The organism is Cryomorphaceae bacterium (genome assembly GCA_017798125.1).
Taxonomy (GTDB): Bacteria; Bacteroidota; Bacteroidia; order Flavobacteriales; family ECT2AJA-044; genus ECT2AJA-044.
Genome location: CP059070.1, coordinates 2,256,691 through 2,277,628, shown reverse-complemented (window position 1 = coordinate 2,277,628; position 20,938 = coordinate 2,256,691). Strand labels below are relative to the sequence as shown.

General features: G+C 47.1%; 19 protein-coding genes and 1 tRNA gene. 6 read left to right on the top strand and 14 right to left on the bottom strand.

Annotated features, from left to right (window positions below):
• Positions 1–5: 5 nt before the first annotated feature.
• The 10 genes from HZ996_10040 to HZ996_09995 form a co-directional block, all read right to left on the bottom strand.
• Positions 6–1,133 carry a glycosyltransferase family 4 protein gene (locus tag HZ996_10040; protein QTN39465.1) on the bottom strand — a complete coding sequence of 376 codons (1,128 nt, stop codon included), beginning with the start codon at positions 1,131–1,133 and terminating at the stop codon, positions 6–8.
• Positions 1,134–3,230, bottom strand: a complete 2,097-nt coding sequence (gene cadA / locus HZ996_10035; GenBank protein ID QTN39464.1) for a cadmium-translocating P-type ATPase — start codon at positions 3,228–3,230, stop codon at positions 1,134–1,136.
• Between the two features lie 91 nt (positions 3,231–3,321).
• Positions 3,322–3,395 (bottom strand) — tRNA-His (locus tag HZ996_10030).
• A gap of 71 nt (positions 3,396–3,466) precedes the next feature.
• Positions 3,467–4,117, bottom strand: coding sequence for a phosphatase PAP2 family protein (locus tag HZ996_10025; protein QTN39463.1), 651 nt, complete (start codon positions 4,115–4,117; stop codon positions 3,467–3,469).
• Positions 4,118–4,251: 134 nt separating this feature from the next.
• Positions 4,252–5,673 carry a T9SS type A sorting domain-containing protein gene (locus HZ996_10020; GenBank protein ID QTN39462.1) on the bottom strand — a complete coding sequence of 474 codons (1,422 nt, stop codon included), beginning with the start codon at positions 5,671–5,673 and terminating at the stop codon, positions 4,252–4,254.
• A 46-nt stretch (positions 5,674–5,719) separates the two neighbouring features.
• Entirely contained in the window at positions 5,720–6,385 is a 666-nt protein-coding gene (locus HZ996_10015) for a DUF1648 domain-containing protein (protein ID QTN39461.1), read from the bottom strand.
• Complete coding sequence (locus HZ996_10010) at positions 6,382–6,642, bottom strand: winged helix-turn-helix transcriptional regulator (protein QTN39460.1); 261 nt, start codon at positions 6,640–6,642, stop codon at positions 6,382–6,384. Before HZ996_10010 ends, HZ996_10015 begins: the two co-directional genes overlap by 4 nt.
• Before the next feature lie 83 nt (positions 6,643–6,725).
• On the bottom strand, positions 6,726–7,292 hold the full coding sequence (locus HZ996_10005) for a thioredoxin family protein (protein QTN39459.1): 567 nt from the start codon (positions 7,290–7,292) through the stop codon (positions 6,726–6,728).
• Between the two features lie 71 nt (positions 7,293–7,363).
• Entirely contained in the window at positions 7,364–8,842 is a 1,479-nt protein-coding gene (locus HZ996_10000) for a peptide MFS transporter (protein ID QTN39458.1), read from the bottom strand.
• 29 nt (positions 8,843–8,871) lie between these two features.
• Entirely contained in the window at positions 8,872–11,025 is a 2,154-nt protein-coding gene (locus tag HZ996_09995) for a S9 family peptidase (GenBank protein ID QTN39457.1), read from the bottom strand.
• Positions 11,026–11,120: 95 nt separating this feature from the next.
• On the opposite strand from HZ996_09995, the gene HZ996_09990 reads away from it, so the two are divergent.
• The gene (locus HZ996_09990; GenBank protein ID QTN39456.1) at positions 11,121–12,524 is read left to right on the top strand and encodes an FAD-binding protein; all 1,404 of its coding nucleotides are present in this window, start codon (positions 11,121–11,123) and stop codon (positions 12,522–12,524) included.
• Positions 12,525–12,758: 234 nt separating this feature from the next.
• On the opposite strand, the gene HZ996_09985 is transcribed toward HZ996_09990, so the two are convergent.
• Together HZ996_09985 and HZ996_09980 are read right to left on the bottom strand one after the other, a co-directional pair.
• Positions 12,759–13,238: a DUF456 domain-containing protein gene (locus HZ996_09985; protein ID QTN39455.1), complete on the bottom strand. Its 480-nt coding sequence runs from the start codon at positions 13,236–13,238 to the stop codon at positions 12,759–12,761.
• Complete coding sequence (locus tag HZ996_09980; protein ID QTN39454.1) at positions 13,238–13,990, bottom strand: Bax inhibitor-1/YccA family protein; 753 nt, start codon at positions 13,988–13,990, stop codon at positions 13,238–13,240. The genes HZ996_09985 and HZ996_09980 overlap by 1 nt, the downstream gene beginning before the upstream one ends.
• A 75-nt stretch (positions 13,991–14,065) precedes the next feature.
• On the opposite strand from HZ996_09980, the gene surE reads away from it, so the two are divergent.
• The 5 genes from surE to HZ996_09955 are packed head-to-tail and all read left to right on the top strand — an operon-like array spanning position 14,066 to position 18,828.
• Positions 14,066–14,848, top strand: a complete 783-nt coding sequence (gene surE / locus HZ996_09975) for a 5'/3'-nucleotidase SurE (protein QTN39453.1) — start codon at positions 14,066–14,068, stop codon at positions 14,846–14,848.
• Entirely contained in the window at positions 14,845–15,117 is a 273-nt protein-coding gene (locus HZ996_09970; protein ID QTN39452.1) for a hypothetical protein, read from the top strand. The genes surE and HZ996_09970 overlap by 4 nt, the downstream gene beginning before the upstream one ends.
• The gene (gene lpxB / locus HZ996_09965; GenBank protein QTN39451.1) at positions 15,118–16,236 is read left to right on the top strand and encodes a lipid-A-disaccharide synthase; all 1,119 of its coding nucleotides are present in this window, start codon (positions 15,118–15,120) and stop codon (positions 16,234–16,236) included.
• The gene (locus tag HZ996_09960) at positions 16,229–17,365 is read left to right on the top strand and encodes a SpoIID/LytB domain-containing protein (protein ID QTN39450.1); all 1,137 of its coding nucleotides are present in this window, start codon (positions 16,229–16,231) and stop codon (positions 17,363–17,365) included. The genes lpxB and HZ996_09960 overlap by 8 nt, the downstream gene beginning before the upstream one ends.
• Before the next feature lie 44 nt (positions 17,366–17,409).
• Positions 17,410–18,828 (top strand): ComEC/Rec2 family competence protein, encoded by a 1,419-nt coding sequence (locus HZ996_09955; GenBank protein QTN39449.1) that lies wholly within the window; start codon positions 17,410–17,412, stop codon positions 18,826–18,828.
• Here HZ996_09955 and HZ996_09950 read toward each other — a convergent pair.
• Both HZ996_09950 and HZ996_09945 read right to left on the bottom strand, forming a co-directional pair.
• Positions 18,825–19,217 (bottom strand): response regulator, encoded by a 393-nt coding sequence (locus HZ996_09950; GenBank protein QTN39448.1) that lies wholly within the window; start codon positions 19,215–19,217, stop codon positions 18,825–18,827. The two genes, HZ996_09955 and HZ996_09950, sit on opposite strands and share 4 nt — an antisense overlap.
• Before the next feature lie 114 nt (positions 19,218–19,331).
• Complete coding sequence (locus HZ996_09945; GenBank protein QTN39447.1) at positions 19,332–20,879, bottom strand: SulP family inorganic anion transporter; 1,548 nt, start codon at positions 20,877–20,879, stop codon at positions 19,332–19,334.
• Between the last annotated feature and the right edge of the window lie 59 nt (positions 20,880–20,938).

The following is a 20,938-nucleotide window of genomic DNA, read 5'->3' as shown; positions in this document are numbered from 1 at the left end:
GTGGGCTAATCTACGAATAAACCGAGCTGACGGTAAGTAAGAGTTATTCGATTGAGATAGGCTTCACTGGATAAGTCGCTCCTCTTTTGCTGATCGAGGAGCTCATGATCCAATTCGTCGTATTGATCCCAAGTCTTCCGAATCAATTCAGGAAAATCAGCTGCTGACTCGATAAAGTGGCCATTAACTCCTGGAGAGATGAACTCCTCGATGACACCAACGCGTGGGCTCAGAACTGGAACTCCTGCATTTAAGGCTTCAAGCGCAATGAGGCCAAAGGTTTCGTATTTGCTGTTGACCAAGCACATTGTGTATTCAGAGAGGACTTTTTGAACGTCCTCTTGTTCCATTCTCCCCAAGAAGCGTACGTTTCTAGAATCGTCATTACCGAATAGGACCATGGCTTGTTTCTCCAACTGATCTCGATTGGGTCCGTCACCAATGATGTCGTAATCCCAAGGTCCTTGAAGATTCACAAGACTTTCCAAAATTTCGTCGAACCTTTTCACGGTATTCACCAAGTCACCGACAGATATTAGTTTTAGTCGTTCCGGCCTTTTCTTTCGAGAAGATGGAGTGGGGACGTTTAAAATATTTGGGACCACCTCGTATCGGCCTTCAAGGCCTTGTTTTATCATCGCTTGTTTCAGCCCCTCGCTTACAGGGCATACCTTGAACGCTCGTTTGAGCATTCTTTTTCTTGCAGCGTGCCAAACGACGTCTTTCTTGTACCTGTCAAAATAGAAAGAAGCGTGTTCGTGAACCACAAATGGGATGCGTTTTGCTTGTAGCCAAACTTCCCATGCCGGAAAATCCCGATCGAGAATATGCGCATGGACGACATCAACCGAGTCCTTGATCTGCTCGAATGCCTTTTTCCAGCCCATGGTTTTCCCGAGGGTCTTGCGCGATTTTGGGTAGCGCACATTTACTTCACGAAGTAGACTGGAAGCACTCGTGTTAGAGGATACAGTAATGCTGGTCTGCTGGCTCGAAGGACCCACCCATAATACGGTTACGCGATGCTTATGAGCCAAGCTTTCCGCTTGATGCTTGATGAAAATGCCGTTTTGAACATCTTCATGATGGGGATACCATTGCGTTAAAAAGACGATATGAAGAGGTCTATCCACTTATTGAATTCGCTTAATGCGTAGACGTAGACTGTTTCCAATGACAACGACGTCAGAGAAGGCCATACTCAATGCAGCTATCATTGGGCTCAATAATCCGGCCGCTGCAATGGGAATAGCCAAAACGTTGTAGAAAAATGCCCAGAATAGATTCTGTTGAATGGTCAATAAAGTGTGACGACTGATTTGAATAGCTGATTTAACAGCGTTCAAATCGCGATCCTGGAGCAGAACAACCTCCGAGCTATCAATAGCAATGTCTGAGGCCTCTACCATTGAAATACCCACATTTGCCTGTGTAAGGGCCGGAGCATCATTGATACCGTCACCTACCATGACTACTTTTTCCTTTTTCGACCACATTCGAATGTGGCGAATTTTGTCCTCGGGACTTTGACGAGCATAGAATTCGGTAATCCCTACCCGTTCTGCAAGCCGACGACATTTGTGTTCCAAATCACCACTGAGCATGATGGATCGAATTTCATTCTGGTTCAGCCATTCGATCAGTTCTGGCACTCCTGTTTTCCAGTCATCTTCGATATCGATGTATCCAATGACTTCTTTATTTCGAAGAACGAGCAGATCTGCCTGCCGTCCGTCAGCCAGAACAGAGAATTCTTGCCCGTGGTCGTCACGACCGGTAATTCCACGCCCTTTTAGCTCTTTGACATTTTCAAAGGGGTAGGGAGTAACTTGATCTTTCCAGGCCTCAACAAGGCTTGTGGCAATGGGATGGTCACTGTGCAGCTCTAACCCAAGAACAATACTCTGCAAATCCTTTAAATCAATGGAAATGGACTCTATTCTCTTAACCCGAAACTCACCGGTTGTCAATGTTCCGGTTTTATCGAAAACTACCGTTTCTGCCCGCGCGAGCTCTTCTAATGTGGAGCCACCTTTGATTAATATACCCTTGCGAGCTGCTCGACCGATGCCGACCATGACGGCCGTTGGGGTGGCAAGCCCCATGGCACAGGGGCATGAAATGACCAAGACGGCGATAGAACGCATTAAACTCGCTTCAAGACCAACTCCAAGAATCCGAAAGGAAATGGCAAATGTGGCCAGTGAAATAGCCATTACTACGGGTACGAAAATCGCACTGACTCGATCACCTAACTTTTGAATCGTCGGCTGATCTCTTTGGGCATCCTTGACCAACTGTACAATACCTGAAAGAACTGTTTCGTCGCTCTTTTTACTCATTTTCACTTCGAGAACCCCTTCATGGAGCAAGGTCCCCGCAAATACAGTGGATCCTGTCGATTTTTCAACAGTCTGTGATTCTCCAGTGAGCATTGATTCATCAATCCTTCCGGAACCAGACTGTATTTCACCATCCACGGGAATTTGTTCTCCTTCTCGGATCCGAATCAAGTCATTGACCACGAGCTCTTCAATGGAAAGGACTTGCCATTTTTCGTGACGCAATGTTAGAGCCGTTTTTTTCTGTAGACCTTGAAGGCCTTTTATGGCGTCTGTGGTTCGACGAACTGAGCGTTTTTCGATCACATTGCCCAGGAGGACAAGGGTGATTATGGTTGCAGCCGTCTCGAAGAAAAGATATTGATGCAACTCGGGTGACCCCCAATGTCTAATTACACCATACAGCGAATAACCGAAAGCTGATGTTGCTCCAATAAATATGAGGACGTCCATATTGGGAACACCAACTTTAATGGAGGCCCATGCAGATCGCCCGAAATACCAAAAGCCCAAGCAATATACAGGTGAACTAAGTGCAATTTGAAAGAGCGGGTTGTTGAGAATGGAATCGGGACCTACCCACATGTGCCCCATTAAAGGCAAGGTTAAGAGTAGGCTAAAAAGGAAATAGCGCTCAAGAGTTAAGTCGGGCTTGCTTGGTTTCTTCGAGGTCTGATTTGAATCTACTTGATACCCCAGTTGACGTATTCCCGATACGATAGGCTGAAGGTCAAGATTTTGAGGGTTGTCGAAGTACGCTTCTCCGTTCACAAAGTTCACATCCACTGCTTCCAATCCTGCCTTTTCCATATGCTTTCTTACGCCCAAGGCACAATTAGCACAGGTCATGCCGGATATCTGGAGCTTTTGGGATGATTGATCGGCCATGAAACAAAGTTAATTATTCGTAAGGTATAACGACCGAGCAACCGTTGTGATTGTAAAAGAGAAAAGCCCGCGAATGCGAGCTTTTTTCTAGGGTGGCTAATGGGGTTCGAACCCACGACCTCCGGAACCACAATCCGGCGCTCTAACCAACTGAGCTATAGCCACCATTTTTCAGGACGGCAAATATAAAGAAATGAAATAAGCAGTGCGAGCAGTTACGTCAAAAAAAACGCAGATCAGAAATCCCAGACAAGTCGGAATTGGTTCCAGCCGGCATTCCAGCGAATTCCGCGGTAGCGGGCCTCACGGTGGAGAGCGGGAATAGCCCAACCAATGGCCGTTCCAATAGCGGCACCGGCAATGACGTCCGTAGGAAAATGCTGGCCACTTTCAACCCGCATATATCCAACAAGACCAGCGGCTCCAAATGTTCCGGCGAGAACTACCCATCGAAAAGGATCATCTGGATGAAGGTCCATGTAGGTCGTACTCATAAAGCTGGCGGCTCCAAATGCTAAGGCAGTATGTCCGCTCACGAACGAACGCATTGAGCTCTGTGAAATACGTTCTTCCAGCGGGACGGTATTGTTGTATACGTATGGGCGTGCGCGCTCCGTCCATCCTTTAATGGCCGCGGTAATCAATCCTGTTGAAACGAGGACTTCACCATACATGAACAGGTACGTTCCTGCTTGTTCTTGAACCTCTTGGCTAGCCAGAGAAGCAAACGGAAGAAGCATCAGTCCTCCGAGGACATAATCACTGTTCTTAGCAATCTCAGGGTTCCAATTTTCAATGGCCCCGCGATCAATGGTGTAGAGTTCAGGCGCTGGTAGATCAAAAACCTGATACCACTCATAAGGCTGAACTTCTTGGTATGCGGGCAAGCCCGTAGCCAGAATTAACAAATTAGCCGAAGCAATAGTAGCTTCCCTTTGCCATGTAAGTTGATAGTTGATTTGGCCAAACGAAAGGTGGCCAAAGCAAAGTAAGGTTATTAGGTAGAGGACACGTCTTTTCATCATTCGATGACGAGCCGCTGCTGATGCAGGAGGCCATTCTGCTCAATCGAAAGCAGATAAACTCCTGAACTCCAGCTGCTCACTAGGATGGTTTGTGGTCCAAAAGGTACAATTTCTTTCTTAAAGACCACACGACCAGCCCCGTCGACGACAGTAACCGAAGCATTCTCCGTTCCCTCGAGGTCGATAGAGATTTGATCGGCCGCGGGGTTCGGGTAGACGCGAACACCCTCAAGCGTGTTGTGTTCTTCAAGTCCGATGGTCGCATACTGGTCGAAATAGAGAATCGCGGCCAGTGTTGCCAGTGGGGCACATCCTCCATGACTTTGATTGGGATCGACCTGTATGGCCTGCACATCAGTTGCCCCATTGGCATTCATTGCGCTGTCTGCGAATAGAGCATTGATGTAGGAGACTTGCTCGTCTGCATCACAGTAGTACATGCGGGTAGGGGTAGTGGCGTTGAAGTTCCACACATCATTGTCCTGAAGTACTAGGTTCAGTCGGTGGTTTGGGTCGGTTCGGAGGGAGTTGACGATAGAGTCTTGGAACATGCCGTAGGGGTAGGAGTTCCCTTCGTTAATGGACAATTGAGTTAAGAGCTGGATGTTCAAATTGGTTAGAGAAATGGTGCCGTTGTAAAACTGCTGGCAGAAAGGTGCATAGGGAGCCTTGAAGATGTCCGTCAGGTCATTGTACAAGTTTCCATAGACTTCTTGATAGCCCATGACCACGTAAGGCACGAATGCTACAGTTCCGTAGTTCACATCGGCTAGAATGACATCCTTCATGACCTTGGAGATGGAATATGGTCCGGACATGTGTCCAGAAGCAGCCAGATTAAAATCAGACATATATTGCGCTTCGATCAGCTTTTGAGTAGCCATTCCTGCATGACCACCTTGCGAGTATCCGCTGATGAAGAGCTGATCCTCATGGGCAATTCCATTATTGTTTAAATAGGTTTCAATAGCGAAAAGCATGTCCACAGAAGCTTGGCCGTGAGTAGCGGCGTGTACATAGGGATGGAACCCACGGGATTCACCCATTCCGAGGTAATCTGGAGCAGCAACAATGTAACCCTGACTAGAAAAGCCTAGGGAAAGAAAGGTTCCTCCTTGAAGATTGGAAGGGCAGTCTTGCTTCCCGTCGGTGGTTCCGTGGTTGTAGTTGAGGATAGGGTAGGAGAGAGAAGCGTCGTCAGGTACGCACAGTAGCCCTGAAGCTGTGTCTGTAACTCCGTCTGAACCAGGTGTGGTATACAAAATCTTGTACGCGGTTACACCGTAGGGTACTGGGATTCCGAGTTGGCTGGAAATATCTGCGGCTGTATACGTGGCGATCTGATTGCCGGAAACGAGCATCTGGCCGTAGGCCAAAACAGTACAAAGGATAAAGGAGAGGGTAACTAATCTTTTCATGGAGTCAATTTAAGAGGTCTGAAAATAGTAAATCCTTATGGAAGGCCTATTGTTCAGGGTTGCGCTTTCGGAATTCACTTGCGGAAATCTTCCAGGACATAAGGCAAAGGCCTATGAGTATGAAAAGGCTTGCACCGAATAGGATGGGTGTTTCAATGAAAACGGTTGCAATTAAACCCACTAATCCAGAGTAAAAGAACCAATAAGACGATCGGCGATGAGTGACTTTCCATACCTCGGGATCGCTAAGTGTAAACCGGTTTCGCATTCCTGCAAACTCATTAGTCTTGATTTCTTTCATGTAATTTCCCAAGAGTAGAGTCAAGAGGAAGATTCCGCCTCCAAGCCAGCGAAACAGGTAGTCTGGGCTTCGTCCATCCGTAGTTTGAACCATAGAAATGGCGATACCCCCCAGTAGAAGTAGCGTAGCAATGCGCGTCGCTTGGATCATTCGAAGCGTACTGGCTTTTTGATCCTCTTCTGGCATAAGTGCCGGTATTGAGGCCAAAACTAAATTCAGCATAAAGCTAACACCTGGGAGGATCAGGAAATAGACAAAGTTCTTTTCCTGAAATCCGTCCGGTTCTCCTTTAATGTTGTAGTGAGTCACCATGGTCTCCGGAATCTGATCGTACACCGACAAGGCATAGACGATAGGGAATAAGACCAAGCACAATGCGAGTAATTCGAAGCGGAGGTTTTGCTTTTTCATTTGCTGCTCTTTAATTCAACAATCCATTGAAGAAGTTCTTGAAATACAGTTGTATTCAGGGTGTAAACAACGAATTGACCCTGTTTTTCGCGAGATACTAAGTTTGCTCGGTGCAGCAATTCAAGATGGTGTGAGATGCTGGGCTTACTCATGTTAAAAGCCTCTGCAATTTCTCCGGCATTGAGATCTTTTACCTTGAGCATTTCAAGAATGGCGCGCCTTGTTGGGTCACCTAGAGCTTTGAATACATCCTGCATACTCAAATATAAGATAATTAGATAAACATCTAATTATAGGTCAAAACAAAACCCCCAGGAAAGTGGGGGTCTTGGTATTCTAGTTAATCTGGAATCTCCGACACAAAACTCGCTTTATAGGAGTTAAAGTCCGGATTCTCTTCATGCGTATCAGTAGCAAACCATTTGAGGATGGGCTCAATATCTTTGGCACCATAGGCACCTTGAACCCCTGTCAAATAGTTCAAATCCTCGTCCAAATAAACAATCGTAGGGTAGGCGATGCGGCCATTCACAGGCGCAATGGCTCGTGTAAAGTCGTGCGTCCCATTTCGGCGATTGACGTTGGCTGGATTGAATTGCTTGTTGACATAGACATTGCCTTTGAACTCTACGGTGTCGTTTCCTTCAGCGTTGAATTTAACGGCGTAGTAATTCTCATTGACGTAGCTCACAATGAATGGATGCACAAAGGTTGTGCTCGCCATGCGCTTACACGGCCCACACCAATTGGTGTATACGTCAATCAGGATTTTCTTTGGTTTCTTATCGGTCATCGCAACCGCTTCTTCCATAGAGACCCAATTGATCTTGTCCTCCTTAGGCGCAAAAGCGCTAAAAGAGAAGGAAGCCGTGACAATGAAGGACAGTGCTAGTATGTACTTTTTCATGATTCTTTGACTATTGTGATTACAAAGATCGAAAACAGATGGGCACCTAAGTGTAACCCATCGGACATATTTTAAACTACTCCGTGCATGAGCTTATTGAGTGGCTTGCGCAACAACATAATGAGTACGGCAAATCCAACCAATACAAATCCGATGTTTCCGAAAATGCTCGTGTATTGCTCGAGCTGAGCGCCAAGGTCAACAGCTTCTCCGCCGCCTCCGTGCTCAATTCCCGTCAAGGCCGCAATTTTACCCGCTACGAAGTTTGCAATGGCAAAACTCAGGAACCATCCACCCATAGCGGTACCGGCAATTTCTTTCGGAGCCAATTTGGTCACCATGGAAAGACCGATGGGTGAGAGGAAGAGTTCCCCAGTGGTGTGCAGCATGTACAGCAACACAAGTGTTAACAAAGGCACTTTATAGTCATCAGCAAAATTCACGGCTACTAGAGTTACCAAGAATCCAACTCCTAATTGGAGAATTCCCAAAGCAAATTTCATTGGGATACTCGGGTTCTTACCCATCTCAGACAATTTGATCCACATTACGGAGAAGATGGATCCGAAGGTCACGATGAAGAATGGGTTAAAGAACTGCGTCATGGAAGCCGGCATGGTCCATCCCCAAATCACACGGTCGACATTTCGATCCGCATAAAGCGTCAGAGATGTTCCTGCTTGCTCAAAACATGCCCAGAAGGTAATGTTGATCAACATGAAGATGACCAGTGCAATCATACGATCTCTCCAGACCTTTCCGTCCTTAGCCCCAGTGGAAATCAAACTGTAGGCTACATAGGCGAATAAGGCAAGCAGCAGGTAATCCATGATCTGGTTCTGGCTGATCAAGAAGAAACAAAGCGGAATGGCCAAAATAGACCCAATGGTGATAAGCGTAACGTTGCTCAGTCCAGCAAAGCTCTTTTTCAAGCCCGCTTCAGGAATGTCTACACCTGGTGCTTCTGCGTAGCGGTCACGCCCCAGATAGAACACCAAGCCACCCACAAGCATACCGATACCGGCTAAGCCGAATCCGTAGTGGAAGCCATAGGTTTCTCCTACATAGGCCACGATGGTTGTTGCTAAAAGTGCACCGATGTTGATACCGATGTAGAAAATCGTAAAACCAGAGTCCCGGCGGGGATCTCCATCCTCGTATAGCTTTCCTACAATGGTTGAGATATTGGCTTTGAAATACCCATTACCAATGATGATTCCTCCCATTCCGGCCAACAACCAGAAGTCTGTAGGCTGCACTATGATCATGAATTCACCGATGGACATCAGGATGGCTCCCAGGATAATGGCATAGCGGTATCCTAAGAATCGGTCCGCCATACGGCCTCCGAGAACTGGAGCAGCATAGACAAGTGCTGTGTAGGCACCATAGATCAAAGCGGCATCCGCATCACCTTTCATCAAGGATTTGACTAAGTACAAAGTCAATAGGGTACGCATTCCATAGTAGCAGAAACGCTCCCACATTTCTGACATGAAGAGCACCCATAATCCACTCGGGTGGCCTTGTTTTACTTGAACTTCAGACATTCAGCTTTCTTTTTAGTTAGGTTTTGAGCTTAGAGGTTCTCCAAAATGAAACTGGTCATTTTGGTGTAGAGGTGGTTACGTGTGTTTCCACCATATATACCGTGGTTCTTGTCTGGGTAAACAAACAAGTCAAACTGCACATTCGCATTGACGAGTGCGCGAATCATCTCCATGGTGTTTTGATAATGTACGTTGTCATCAGCCGATCCGTGAACCAGCAGATACGATCCTTTGATCTTTTCGACGTGATTGATCGGGGAATTATCATCGTAGCCTTCCGCATTTTCTTGTGGAGTGCGCATATAGCGTTCCGTGTAAATGGTGTCGTAATAACGCCAGTTAGTGACCGGTGCAACCGCAATACCCATTTTGAATACGTCAGCACCTTTGGAAACCCCAAGGCTGGCCATATATCCTCCGTAACTCCATCCCCAAATACCAATTCGATCGGCATCGACGTAATCCAGGCCTCCGAGGTATTTAGCTCCTTCGATTTGATCGGCGATTTCGTATTTCCCGAGCTGCTGATACGTCACGGTTCTAAAGTCTCTTCCTCGATGTCCGGTACCGCGGTTATCGATACTCACAACGATGTACCCTTTTTGATTCAGCATATGGTACCACATATGGTTGGATCCTCCCCAGCTGTTGGTCACTGTCTGAGACCCTGGGCCACCGTACACGTACATCAAAACAGGATATTTCTTGGATGCGTCGAAATCTGCTGGTTTCATCATCCAGCCATTCAAGGACACCCCTTCGCTGGTTTCGAAAGAGAAGAACTCCTTACTTCCTAGTCCATATCCTTCAAGCGTCTCCTTCAGGTCCGCGTTGTCCTTCAACGACCGCACTTCCTTCCCGTCGGAGGCGTAGAGGGCATAGCTGGCCGGGGTGTTGGCATCGCTGTGCGTCAAAATGAAATACTTGAAACTAGAACTGAATTGTGCAGAGTTACTGCCTACGGCAGGATTCAATTGCTTCAGACTTTTTCCGTTCAATTTAACGCGATACACTTCGGTGTTATACGGCTCGTTCATCGAAGCCTGGAAATACAGGTATCCGCTCTTTGCGTTGTACCCATAAAAGTTGGTCACATCCCAAGGGCCTTCGGTGATTTGCTTTTTCAGGCTTCCATCAGCCTTGTAGTGATAGATATGATTGTATCCGTCTGTTTCGCTGGTCCACAGAAAACTGTTGTCGTTCAAGAAGGTCAAATCATCTGAGATCTCAATGTAGGATTCGGCCTTTTCAGTCATTAATGAGCGTGATGACCCGTCACTTGGATTCACCAAACGAAGCTCTAACTCATTTTGAAGCCGATTCATCACCATGGTGCAGAGGGCATCGCTGCTCGCCGTCCACTTAATGCGGGGAACGTAGAAGTCACCACTTCGGCCCAAATCAACATTGGTAATAGATCCGCTTTGAAGGTCATAGACCTTGATCTCAACTTTTGAATTCGCTTCACCCGCCTTTGGGTACTTAAACGTGTAGTTCTCTGGATACAATTGATTGTTGAACATGTCCATGTCCATCATCGGCACCTCGCTTTCATCGAAGCGGTAGTACGCGATCTTGCTTCCATCCGGAGACCAAAAGAAGGCTTTGTCAAAGGCAAACTCCTCTTCGTATACCCAGTCGGTTCCTCCATTGAGCACTTTGTTCCATTCACCGTCAAAAGTGACCTGTGTCTCTTCACCAGAATCTAAGTCTTTAACGAAAAGGTTATTGCTGCGGACAAAGGCTACTCGATCTCCATTGGGACTGAAGGTGGCAAACATTTGCTTTTCAGTGCTCAATAAAGATGCTTCTCCGGTAGATCGGTCGAAGATGAAGTTCACATCGCGTGTGGAGTATCGGTAAACGCCTTCCATTTCTGTAGCGATCATCATTTTCTGCTCATCGCTACTGAAACTATACCCTTGAATGGACGCTCCGTCAATCTGTGCGTCGCCTACTAAGGTGTCCACAGCTTCTCCGGTTTCATAACTGTATTGAACGACCTGCACACCTTCTGGTCCGTAGTTTAAAGAAGTGTAGTGCTCACCGTCATTCATGGAACGGACACCGTAGACACCTTCTGAACGAAAAGTCCCTTTTCGCCATATGTCTTCAACGGTAATGTCTTGAGCAGTGAGGGTAGTGGCGGTAAACATCGCCACGGCGAGTAATCCTTTATGCATAGATTCAGTGTAGGTTAATGAGTAGTCGTTGGCCGTTATGGCCTGATGAATCAAGGCCGACTAATTTAGTAATTTTGAGGAGTAACACATATTTCATGCCGTACAGCAAGATGACCGACGAAAGGGTCGAAGAACTTCGGGAATTACTGGGAACCGACTACGTGTTTGTCGACGAGGAAATACGAGAAGAACACGGACGGGATTATACCGAGGATTTACAGTATACACCGGACGTCGTGGTTATGCCAGCCAATACCGAGGAGGTGAGTCTTTTGCTCAAATGGTGTAATGCGCATAGGGTTCCCATCGCGCCGAGAGGCGCTGGCACTGGCCTCAGTGGAGGTGCCCTTCCCGTAGAAAAGGGCATAAGTCTGAGCATGAAGCGCTTCAATCAGATCTTGGAAATCGATGAGCGCAATCTCCAAGCGACCGTGGAGCCGGGTGTCATCAATCAAGTTTTTCAGGAGGCGGTTCAAGAAAGAGGATTGTTTTACCCGCCAGATCCAGCGAGCAAGGGGAGTTGTAGCCTTGGAGGAAATTGGGCAGAGAATGCGGGTGGCCCAAAGGCAGTCAAGTACGGTGTGACTAACGAGTACCTGCTCAATATGGAAGTCGTACTTCCCTCCGGTGAAATCATCTGGACGGGGGCCAATGTGCTCAAGAATGCTACGGGATATAACCTTACGCAACTCATTGCAGGTAGTGAAGGGACCCTGGGAGTGATCACTAAAGGAGTGGTGAAGTTGTTGCCGTATCCGAGGGAGAATCGCTTGATCTTGGTTCCATTCAAATCAGCCGAACAAGCCTGTGCAGCAGTCAGTGCTGTATTTCAAGCGGGTATTACCCCGAGTGCCATGGAGTTTATGGAACGAGATGCTATTCAGTTCACTTTGGATGTCATCGATGATGCTCCCGATTTATTGGGGCCAGAAGACGAAGCGCATCTGCTGATTGAAGTCGATGGGAACGATCCTGAAGTTCTTTTTAAGGAACTCGAGGCCATTATGGAGGTAGTTGAACGATTTGATGCCGGAGAGATTCGATTTGCAGAGAGTTCGGCGGAAAAGGACCGCTTATGGGCTGTTCGTCGCAAAGTTGGGGAGGCGGTCAAAGCTCATTCCATCTATAAAGAGGAAGACACGGTGGTTCCCAGAGCAGAACTACCTAAGCTTCTTAAAGGAGTTAAGGACATCGGAAAGCACTACGGCTTCAAGAGTGTTTGCTACGGTCATGCCGGGGATGGCAACCTCCACGTGAATATCTTGAGGGGTGATTTATCCGACAAACAGTGGCAGCAAGAAATACCCTTGGCCATTTCGGAAATATTTATGCTGTGTTTTAGTCTTGGGGGTACTATTAGCGGTGAACACGGGATAGGTCTAGTCCAGAAAGACTACATGGATATCGTATTCGATGAGGCGAACTTAGAGCTGCAACGCAAAATCAAAGACCTCTTTGATCCGCAGCATATTTTAAACCCAGGCAAGATCTTCCCATAGCCTGAGTTGTGATTTTTACTTCTAGTATCACTTGATGTACATACAAGAAAAGTGTATGTTTGGCTTGCCTTTTTATGTTTAGTGTTTCTGTCTGGTGCGAATATGGAAAGCGAAACGTTAGGAGTATAGGTTCGAATTTCCGCGTAGGGAGGAGAAGTCCAAACTGCGCCACCAGAATAAAAAACGGTCATCTCGCGATGGCCGTTTTTTTGTTTTCATGATGTTGGGTTTGGACTAGATCAGAGCCCTGACGAAGTAAACGGTCATTAAAAGGCTCGCGCCGAGCTTGAGCCCGGTTCCCATGAGGAAGCCAACTAAAGAACCGAATCCAGAACGCAGGGCTTTATTGAAGTCATCCGCATTCACCATCAATTCCGCAATTACAGCTCCTAGGAATGGCCCAACAATAATCCCGATGGGCGGAAAGAAGAATACCCCGATAATCAGTCCAATGGTTGATCCGCGCACTCCCGCTTTTGATCCTCCAAACTTCTTTGTTCCCCATACCGGGACCACGTAATCAACAGCGGTAACCGCAGCCGCTACCGCGGCCATCATGACCAGAAATTGGGTCGAGAAATCAACCCACCCGGTCCAATGCAAAAGCAATAGCCCGAAATAACTGATGGGTGGACCGGGGAGAACGGGAACGATGGCTCCAATAATCCCGACAACCATGAGGATTCCTCCGAGTATGGCGAGAAACCAATCCATCAATCGCGCAACTTGCTCAAGAGACGAAGGAACTCGAGGTACAACCAAACCAAGGTGACCATGAGGCCAAAGGCCGAGTACCACTCCATATACTTTGGTGCACGTGCCTCTGCTGCACGGTCGATAAAGTCAAAATCTAAAATGAGATTCAAGGCTGCGACCACAACGACGAGTAGACTAAAGCCAATGCCTACCCAACCGCTGCTGTGGAGCACAGGAATTCCCACACTAAATAAACTCATGATCCAGCTCAGTAGATAAAGAAAGAATACGCCGCCTGTAGCCGCGACAATTCCCCAACGCATTTTATCGGTGACTTGAATCCAGCCGCTTCGGTACGCCAAGAGTAGGGTAAGGAAGGTTCCAAAGGTCAATCCCACGGCCTGAAGGACAATACCGTCGTATGCACTTGCGTACATGGCTGATATAGCTCCCAAGAAGAGCCCTTCAAGAACGGCGTATAAGGGCGCTGTGATTCCCGAGGATTGCGGTCTAAATACCGTAATCATCGCCGTGATGAATCCTCCAATCCCGCCACCCCATACAAACAATGGATTGATAACGCCGGTGGCCAAGGTTTGCGACCAGGTGAAGCCTGCCGTTACCATAGCCAAGGCTAAGAGAATGAAACTTTTATTGACCGCTCCCGAAACCGTCATGGGCTCAGCAGCGATGGTATGGTCTTGAACGCCGAGGCCTTGAATGATCTTATCATTTAAGGCTGGGTTCGATGATTTCTGTATAAGTGCCATAAGTGTTTTCTTTTTGCGTTTTCAATTTAACAAAATCCATACCTAAGGGACTAAAAAAGAAAGTAGCTTTGCTCCATGACTGATTCAAACCGCCCCCTGATCTTAGTGACCAATGACGACGGGATTACCGCTCCAGGTATTCGCAACCTCGTCGCGGAAATGACGCAACTCGGTGATGTTGTGGTTGTTGCGCCCGATGGCCCACAAAGTGGAAAAGGGCATGCGATCACCATTGAGAGCACTTTGCGGTGCGATCAAGTGCACATTGACCAAGGTCCTCAAGAAGATTATGCCTGTTCTGGTACTCCTGTAGATTGTGTCAAACTGGCAGTAAATGTCATTCTCGATCGCAAACCGGACCTTATTGTCTCGGGCATCAATCACGGAAGTAATAGCTCTATAAACGTCATTTACTCCGGAACCATGTCTGCCGCGGTAGAAGGCGCACTAGAAGGGATACCATCGATTGGCTTTTCCTTATTGGACTACAGCTGGGACGCTGACTTCTCTCCAGTGAGACCTTATGTGCGCGCTATCGCTGAGGAAGTGCTTCGCAATGGAATGGCTAAAGGAACATGTTTCAACGTAAATTTCCCTAGGCCTAAAAATGGCCCCATCAAAGGCGTTCGAATCTGCCGTCAAGCCGATGCCAATTGGGTGGAAGAGTTTGATTCGCGGACTGATCCTCGAGGCCGAAAGTACTACTGGTTGACCGGTAAATTCGAAAACTACGATAGAGGAGAGGACACCGACGAATGGGCCTTGGCTAATGGCTTTGTGAGCATTGTTCCCGTTCAGTACGACGTTACCGCCCACCATGTCATTGGAAGTTTGAACCAATGGAGTTTTGACGTATGAAGTTCTTAAAACGAAACTCCCTTGTACTGGGGCTGATCCTCGGCCTAATTATTCCTGCCGCGCTCTACGGATTCATGGTATTCTTAACCACGTTTAGCCCACAGGACAGTTTCAATCACGACACCTTAATGGTGATCAGCATTACGGCAAACGTCATCCTCTTTAGGCAATACATGCTCAAGTGGGATATGGAGGAATCGGGCAAAGGCATGCTTTTCGCTACCTTCGTTTATGCATTCATCTTTTTCTTTTTCTTCTTAGGGAAGTAAATGAAGTACTACTTGATCGCCGGGGAGGCTTCGGGCGACTTACACGCCTCAAACCTCATGAAAGCTTTAAAAAGCTGCGACACGGAAGCGACCTTTCGCTTTTGGGGTGGCGATCGCATGTCCGCTGTAGGAGGGGATCTAGTCAAGCATCACCGAGACATCAGTTTCATGGGATTCGCTGAAGTGCTGGCCAATCTGCGCACCATTCTCGGATTATTAAAGCGCGCAAAAGAAGATATTAGGGCCTCACGGCCCGATGCGGTCATACTCATCGACTATCCGGGATTCAACTTGAGGATGGCCAAATTCTGCCACGAGCTCGGGATCAAGGTCTTCTACTACATCTCTCCTCAGGTCTGGGCTTGGAAAAAGAATCGGGTACATAAGATCAAACGATACGTAGACCGGATGTTTGTCATTCTTCCTTTTGAGAAAGACTTCTATGCCGACTACCATTACAGCGTAGATTATGTCGGGCATCCATTATTGGACGCGCTGCCGCAAATTGAGCTCCGTGACCAAGGCGAATGGCGGCGAAGTCATGGATTGAGTGAACAGCCCATTATTGCGCTCCTCCCTGGGTCCCGTACTCAAGAAATTCCAAAAATTCTGCCGGTCATGCTCGAATCGGCCCGGTCGTTTCCAGAGTATCAAATTGTGATTGCGGGCATGAAGAACCTGGGTGAAGAGTTCTATGCACCGTACACTTCGGATGAGCAGGTACACGTCATTCTCGACGAAACCTATGACGTGCTCCACAACAGCGAGGTTGCGGCCGTAGCCAGTGGTACGGCAACCTTAGAAACCGCATTATTCGACGTTCCTCAAGTGGTTTGCTATGAAACAAGCTGGATTACGTATCAAATCGCTAAGAATCTCGTCAACATCAAGTTTATCTCTCTGGTGAACCTGATCTACGGCAAAGAAGTTATTCGAGAGCTGATTCAGCATGAGATGAATGCCAAGGCCTTGACGGAAGAATTAAAACGCCTGCTCACTGGCGATGGGAGAGAGCGCTTACTCCGACAGTACGACGAACTTCGTCATCTGTTGGGAGACGGTGGAGCATCGGAAAAGACGGCTGTGGAGATTTGTAAAGAAATGCGGACGAATGAATAGAATATTGCTCCTTCTTTTCGTGGTGATGACGCATCTTGCCGTAGGCAGGGAAGTACGTGTTAACCTGTATTCTGACGTAACGGTGAATACTGCTATCCTCAAGGTTGAGAAGGGGTCATACGGTATTTATCAAGGAGGAAAAGAAGTCGTTGATGTTGATCATCGGTCTTTGATGACCGTGAGTATTTCAAAGGGCTATTTAGAGGTAAAGGCCAACGGTGAGGCGCGAGAAATGACGGGGGCGTTTACCATCGAAACGGAGTTGCCGAATTCCGTGATCCGTATTCGTGTGAATGAGGATGAACGCCTTTATCGAGGGTCAGTAAAAGTGCAAGTTTTGAAAGGGCGTCTATACCTAATCAACATCGTAGAGCTGGATGACTATGTCGCGGGAGTTGTAGAGTCAGAAGGAGGTCATGAAGTTCATCCCGAATACCTGAAGGCCCAAGTGCTGATCGCTCGAACTTATGCATTGAAGCATTTGAATAGCTATTCCCGTCAGGGCTATGACTTAAACGATGGAGTGGATCATCAAGTGTACCACAGTATGGCATATGCCAAGAATGCCTATGGGATTTACAAAGCTGTTTTAATGACCAAGGGTGAAGTATTGGTTGATGAGCAGTCCAAGTTTTTAACGGCAGCCTACCACAGCAATTCGGGCGGAGAGACCTGTAATTCTGAAGACGTATGGAGTTCGGCTCTTCCGTATTTGAGAGCAGTAGAGGACACCTTCAGCAGAGATATGCCGCATTATGCTTGGACTACGGAAATTGATCGCGTGGAGTGGACCAAATACATCAAGGAAGTCTGTCCGAGCCTACACCCTGATTCTATTTATGCCTATTTGGACTTTGAGCAAGAGGAGCGGTGGTTGCGACTACCGTGTTCGGATCAAAGTATTCGAATGAAGGATCTTCGAAGTCATTTTGGACTAAACAGCACTTTTTTCGACGTGTCCACCAAAGGGAATACCGTGTACCTGAGTGGTCGCGGCTTTGGACATGGAGTTGGCCTTAGTCAAGAAGGAGCTATGAAAATGGCTGAGCTGGGGTATCGTTATCGAGAAATCCTCCTACATTACTACCGCGAGGCTCGAATCGAAGAACTTTCAAAATTGAGGTTTTAGGCGCGTAATAAGTTGACGTGCTATTTCGCTTATTCATTCTTTGGGTGCTCGGCATTATCGCCGCTTTTTTTGCTGCCCCATGGGTCATTGTGGCGCTTGTAGTCCTTTCTGCCAGTCTTGTAGTAGTTTTTAGACGGGATGGAGTAATGCTCGTGCTTATTTTGGCGCTTAGCTTCTTCCGAACAAGTCGACTTGAAACCCAACAACTTGTCTTGGAGAAACCAACCATTGTTCAAGCCAAATGCGTTGAAGTCCGGGTGATAGGAAAACGTGATTTTGGCATTTTCAAGGTAGAAAACTCCCCAGCTGGAGAATTGGAAAATCAGAGAATTCTCGTGGAGTTGCCCAGAGACGTGACGATTCACCCTCCCGTAAGAGTTACGTGTCTTATTCAAGAGAAGGAGACCCATTCAAGCGCGAATTTTGACCAAGAGGCTTGGTTTCGAAGGGAAGGGTGGTCCCTGAAAGCGTCTTTAATCCGCCTACACCATCTCTCTCCCTTGCCACAATCTGGCACAAGAATAACGTGGCAGCATGCTCACGATCGAATTTCAAGTCTTCGGATAAGCGGGTTTTCAAAAAGGCTTGCTCGTGCCCTTGTCCTCGGAGAGGGAAGGGCCCTTGAGAAAAAGGATAGAGAGCCCTTTGCGCGAACCGGGACAGCCCATGTTCTCGCTGTTTCAGGTCTTCATGTTGGGCTGTTCTATGTACTTCTAAAACAGCTGAGTTACTCGATTGCTTCTCTGAGATCTCGAAGACTTCTATTCCTATTTTTCTCGGGTATAAGTTTATTCTTTTTGGCACGTTGGACGGGCCATTCTCCTTCCGTTGTACGCGCTTGTCTCATGTTCTTTTTTTGGGAGTGTTCCACGCAACTGGAGCGAGATCGCTATTCCCTTAACGGGCTGTGGCTAGCGGCGTTTTGCTCTCTTGTTTGCGTTCCGCGTTGGTTGTTGTCAGCGGGCTTTCACTTGTCCTATGTGGCTGTAGCGGCCATCATTCTTGGACTTAAATCTTGGGCAAGAGAACGTTCATTTTCAGATACGCATAAAGCGGGATACGCGATCATTCAAGTTCCTATTCTCGCTCAACTTGGAACAGGGCCAATTGCCTTGTATTACTTTAAACAGTGGCCTACCTATTTCCTCCTAACTAATGTTTTGCTTACACCATTGCTCCCCATACTCTTGTTTGGTGCATGGGCCTTGGTAATTCTTCCTGCAGGACCAGTGTTGTGGTGGTTAACGTGGTTGTGGGGGGAATCCGCGGACGCGCTCTATTGGGCCCTCAGCCACGTGGCGAAGTGGCCATTTTCTTCAATCAACGCAGAATTTGAACTCCACGTATTGTTGGTATTCGGACTATTTGCTTGGGGGCTCATTTTAAGAGCCAGAAAAATTGCTGTCTGGCTTTTGATAACCGCAGCAGTTTTGATTACGAGAATTGCCTTTTGGTGGCCTTAGACGGAGAGGGTAGGAGTGTCTTCCAACAAGTATGCGCCTTCACTTGCCAATTCTATGACCTCGGTAAGCTTGTCGGTGTCAATGGGTTTGCGGATAAAGACACGTATACCGGCCTGATGCGCACGACTATGACCATTCACTGTATTATGAGCCGTCATGGCCATAATGGGCATATTGTATCCCTTTTTTCGAATCTCACGAGCCGCCTTGGTGCCATCAATACCAGGCATTTCCAAGTCCATCAAGATTAAATCGAAGTCTTGGTGATCCACGGCCTCTACCGCAGCTTCACCACTGCTCACCTTTACGGCCGTTAACCCCATTTGGGTCAACATAGTAGCAGTAATTAAGAGATTTACCTCGTCATCGTCTACAACGAGGACTTTCATATTTGTTGAAAGAAGCATACACAGCGCAATTAACTTAGTGTCAAAAGTACACTTTTTTTATTTAACGGTAATTCGGGACTGTTAAGTATCCGTTATGGAACGACTATTCCAGATTTACTTTAACTCAGGAATATTCACCAAGTTCACGTGTATGTTACGCTCGTGCGCTGTATTGTTAAAATCAAATATAATGTTGAGTACATCAAAATCAATATCCAAGGTCTTTGCTCCATCGATAGTCACATCACTGTCTGACGGCAAGGCTTCAAGAGTCTTTTGAAGTCTTCCTTTGTTTAAGAAGGAAACATGTTCGGACAAGTGAATGGTAATTTGCTTGTCCTTTTTGTCTTCAGGATGCTCATCTTCTACATAGAAGTAGGGCGTGTTGTAGTTCGTTTGAAGAATAAAGAAGATGGCCACACAGAGCCCGATCATTATTCCAATCAAAAGGTCACTGAATAAGATGGCAATGATGGTGATTATGAAGGGCATAAACTGCTTCCACCCATTGTAAAATTGCTGATGGTATAAGGTTGGTTTATTCAGCTTAAAGCCTACAACAAGTAGGATAGCAGCTAGGCTAGCAAGAGGAATTAGATTCAGGATATGTGGAATTAGAAGGACGCATACCGCCAAGAGAATTCCATGGAAGACCGCTGAGAATTTGGTTGCCGCTCCGGCGTCTACGTTCGCTGAGGAGCGAATGATTACCGCCGTCATGGGCAGTCCGCCAATGGCGCCAGCGATTAGGTTACCAACACCTTGAGCTCTTAACTCTCGATTGTTCGGCGTTCGTCTTTTGTGTGGGTCTAACTTATCTACCGCTTCAATGCTAAGCAAGGTTTCCAGACTGGCAATAATGGCAATCACCATAGCCACCTTGTAGGTCGATGGATTGCTCAGGGCAGAAAAGTTTGGAAAGTACAGTAGTTCAGAAGACTCCTCATCCAAGCCTATACTCGGGATTTGAACCATATGATTAGTACTGAGCTGCCATTCGGTAAGGCCTCCTGCGTAGTATTGATTCAAAACAACTCCGGTAATCACGGCCAAAAGTGCACCCGGCACGAAGGAAAGGCTTGTAATACGCTTCTTGATGCCGAAATCCCAAACGACGAGAATCAATAGAGATAGGATTCCGATGACAAATGCACCCGGTTCAATATGTTTCGTTGCGTAGATTACCTCTTCGAAGGTATTGCGACCGTCAGTTCCGAGAAAACGCATTTCCCCGAATGCATCGGTATCAATTCCGAAAAAGTGCGGAATCTGTTTCAGGATTAAAATGATCCCAATGGCTGCCAGCATTCCGCGAATGACGGAAACCGGGAAGAAGAGCCCGATGATTCCAGCCTTAAAAACCCCCATTAAAAGTTGAATGATACCGGCGAGCATCACAGCTACAAGAAAGCTCTCAAAGCTTCCCATTTCAGTAATGGCATCCAAAACGATCACTGTAAGACCTGCGGCAGGTCCACTAACACTTAAATGAGAGCCACTTAATGAGCCCACGACGATACCGGCAATAATACCGGAAATCAGACCAGAAAGAAGGGGAGCACCCGAGGCTAAGGCAATTCCCAAACACAATGGAAGGGCAACAAGAAAAACCACAAGGCCGGAAGGTCCGTCCTTGGCGAACTGAGATAGAGAGTATTTCATAAAGGTCTACTAGGTAATAGGTACCGAAAGTTACATTAATTAAAGTAATAGTATTACTT

What these genes read in the sequence shown, in the direction of transcription:
- cadA (QTN39464.1), bottom strand. Translation starts at nt 3,230, where the DNA reads ATGGCCGATCAATCATCCCAAAAGCTCCAGATATCCGGCATGACCTGT.
- HZ996_10020 (QTN39462.1), bottom strand. Translation starts at nt 5,673, where the DNA reads ATGAAAAGATTAGTTACCCTCTCCTTTATCCTTTGTACTGTTTTGGCC.
- HZ996_10015 (QTN39461.1), bottom strand. Translation starts at nt 6,385, where the DNA reads ATGAAAAAGCAAAACCTCCGCTTCGAATTACTCGCATTGTGCTTGGTC.
- HZ996_10010 (QTN39460.1), bottom strand. Translation starts at nt 6,642, where the DNA reads ATGCAGGATGTATTCAAAGCTCTAGGTGACCCAACAAGGCGCGCCATT.
- HZ996_10005 (QTN39459.1), bottom strand. Translation starts at nt 7,292, where the DNA reads ATGAAAAAGTACATACTAGCACTGTCCTTCATTGTCACGGCTTCCTTC.
- HZ996_10000 (QTN39458.1), bottom strand. Translation starts at nt 8,842, where the DNA reads ATGTCTGAAGTTCAAGTAAAACAAGGCCACCCGAGTGGATTATGGGTG.
- HZ996_09995 (QTN39457.1), bottom strand. Translation starts at nt 11,025, where the DNA reads ATGCATAAAGGATTACTCGCCGTGGCGATGTTTACCGCCACTACCCTC.
- HZ996_09990 (QTN39456.1), top strand. Translation starts at nt 11,121, where the DNA reads ATGCCGTACAGCAAGATGACCGACGAAAGGGTCGAAGAACTTCGGGAA.
- HZ996_09985 (QTN39455.1), bottom strand. Translation starts at nt 13,238, where the DNA reads ATGGATTGGTTTCTCGCCATACTCGGAGGAATCCTCATGGTTGTCGGG.
- HZ996_09980 (QTN39454.1), bottom strand. Translation starts at nt 13,990, where the DNA reads ATGGCACTTATACAGAAATCATCGAACCCAGCCTTAAATGATAAGATC.
- surE (QTN39453.1), top strand. Translation starts at nt 14,066, where the DNA reads ATGACTGATTCAAACCGCCCCCTGATCTTAGTGACCAATGACGACGGG.
- HZ996_09970 (QTN39452.1), top strand. Translation starts at nt 14,845, where the DNA reads ATGAAGTTCTTAAAACGAAACTCCCTTGTACTGGGGCTGATCCTCGGC.
- lpxB (QTN39451.1), top strand. Translation starts at nt 15,118, where the DNA reads ATGAAGTACTACTTGATCGCCGGGGAGGCTTCGGGCGACTTACACGCC.
- HZ996_09960 (QTN39450.1), top strand. Translation starts at nt 16,229, where the DNA reads ATGAATAGAATATTGCTCCTTCTTTTCGTGGTGATGACGCATCTTGCC.
- HZ996_09950 (QTN39448.1), bottom strand. Translation starts at nt 19,217, where the DNA reads ATGAAAGTCCTCGTTGTAGACGATGACGAGGTAAATCTCTTAATTACT.
- HZ996_09945 (QTN39447.1), bottom strand. Translation starts at nt 20,879, where the DNA reads ATGAAATACTCTCTATCTCAGTTCGCCAAGGACGGACCTTCCGGCCTT.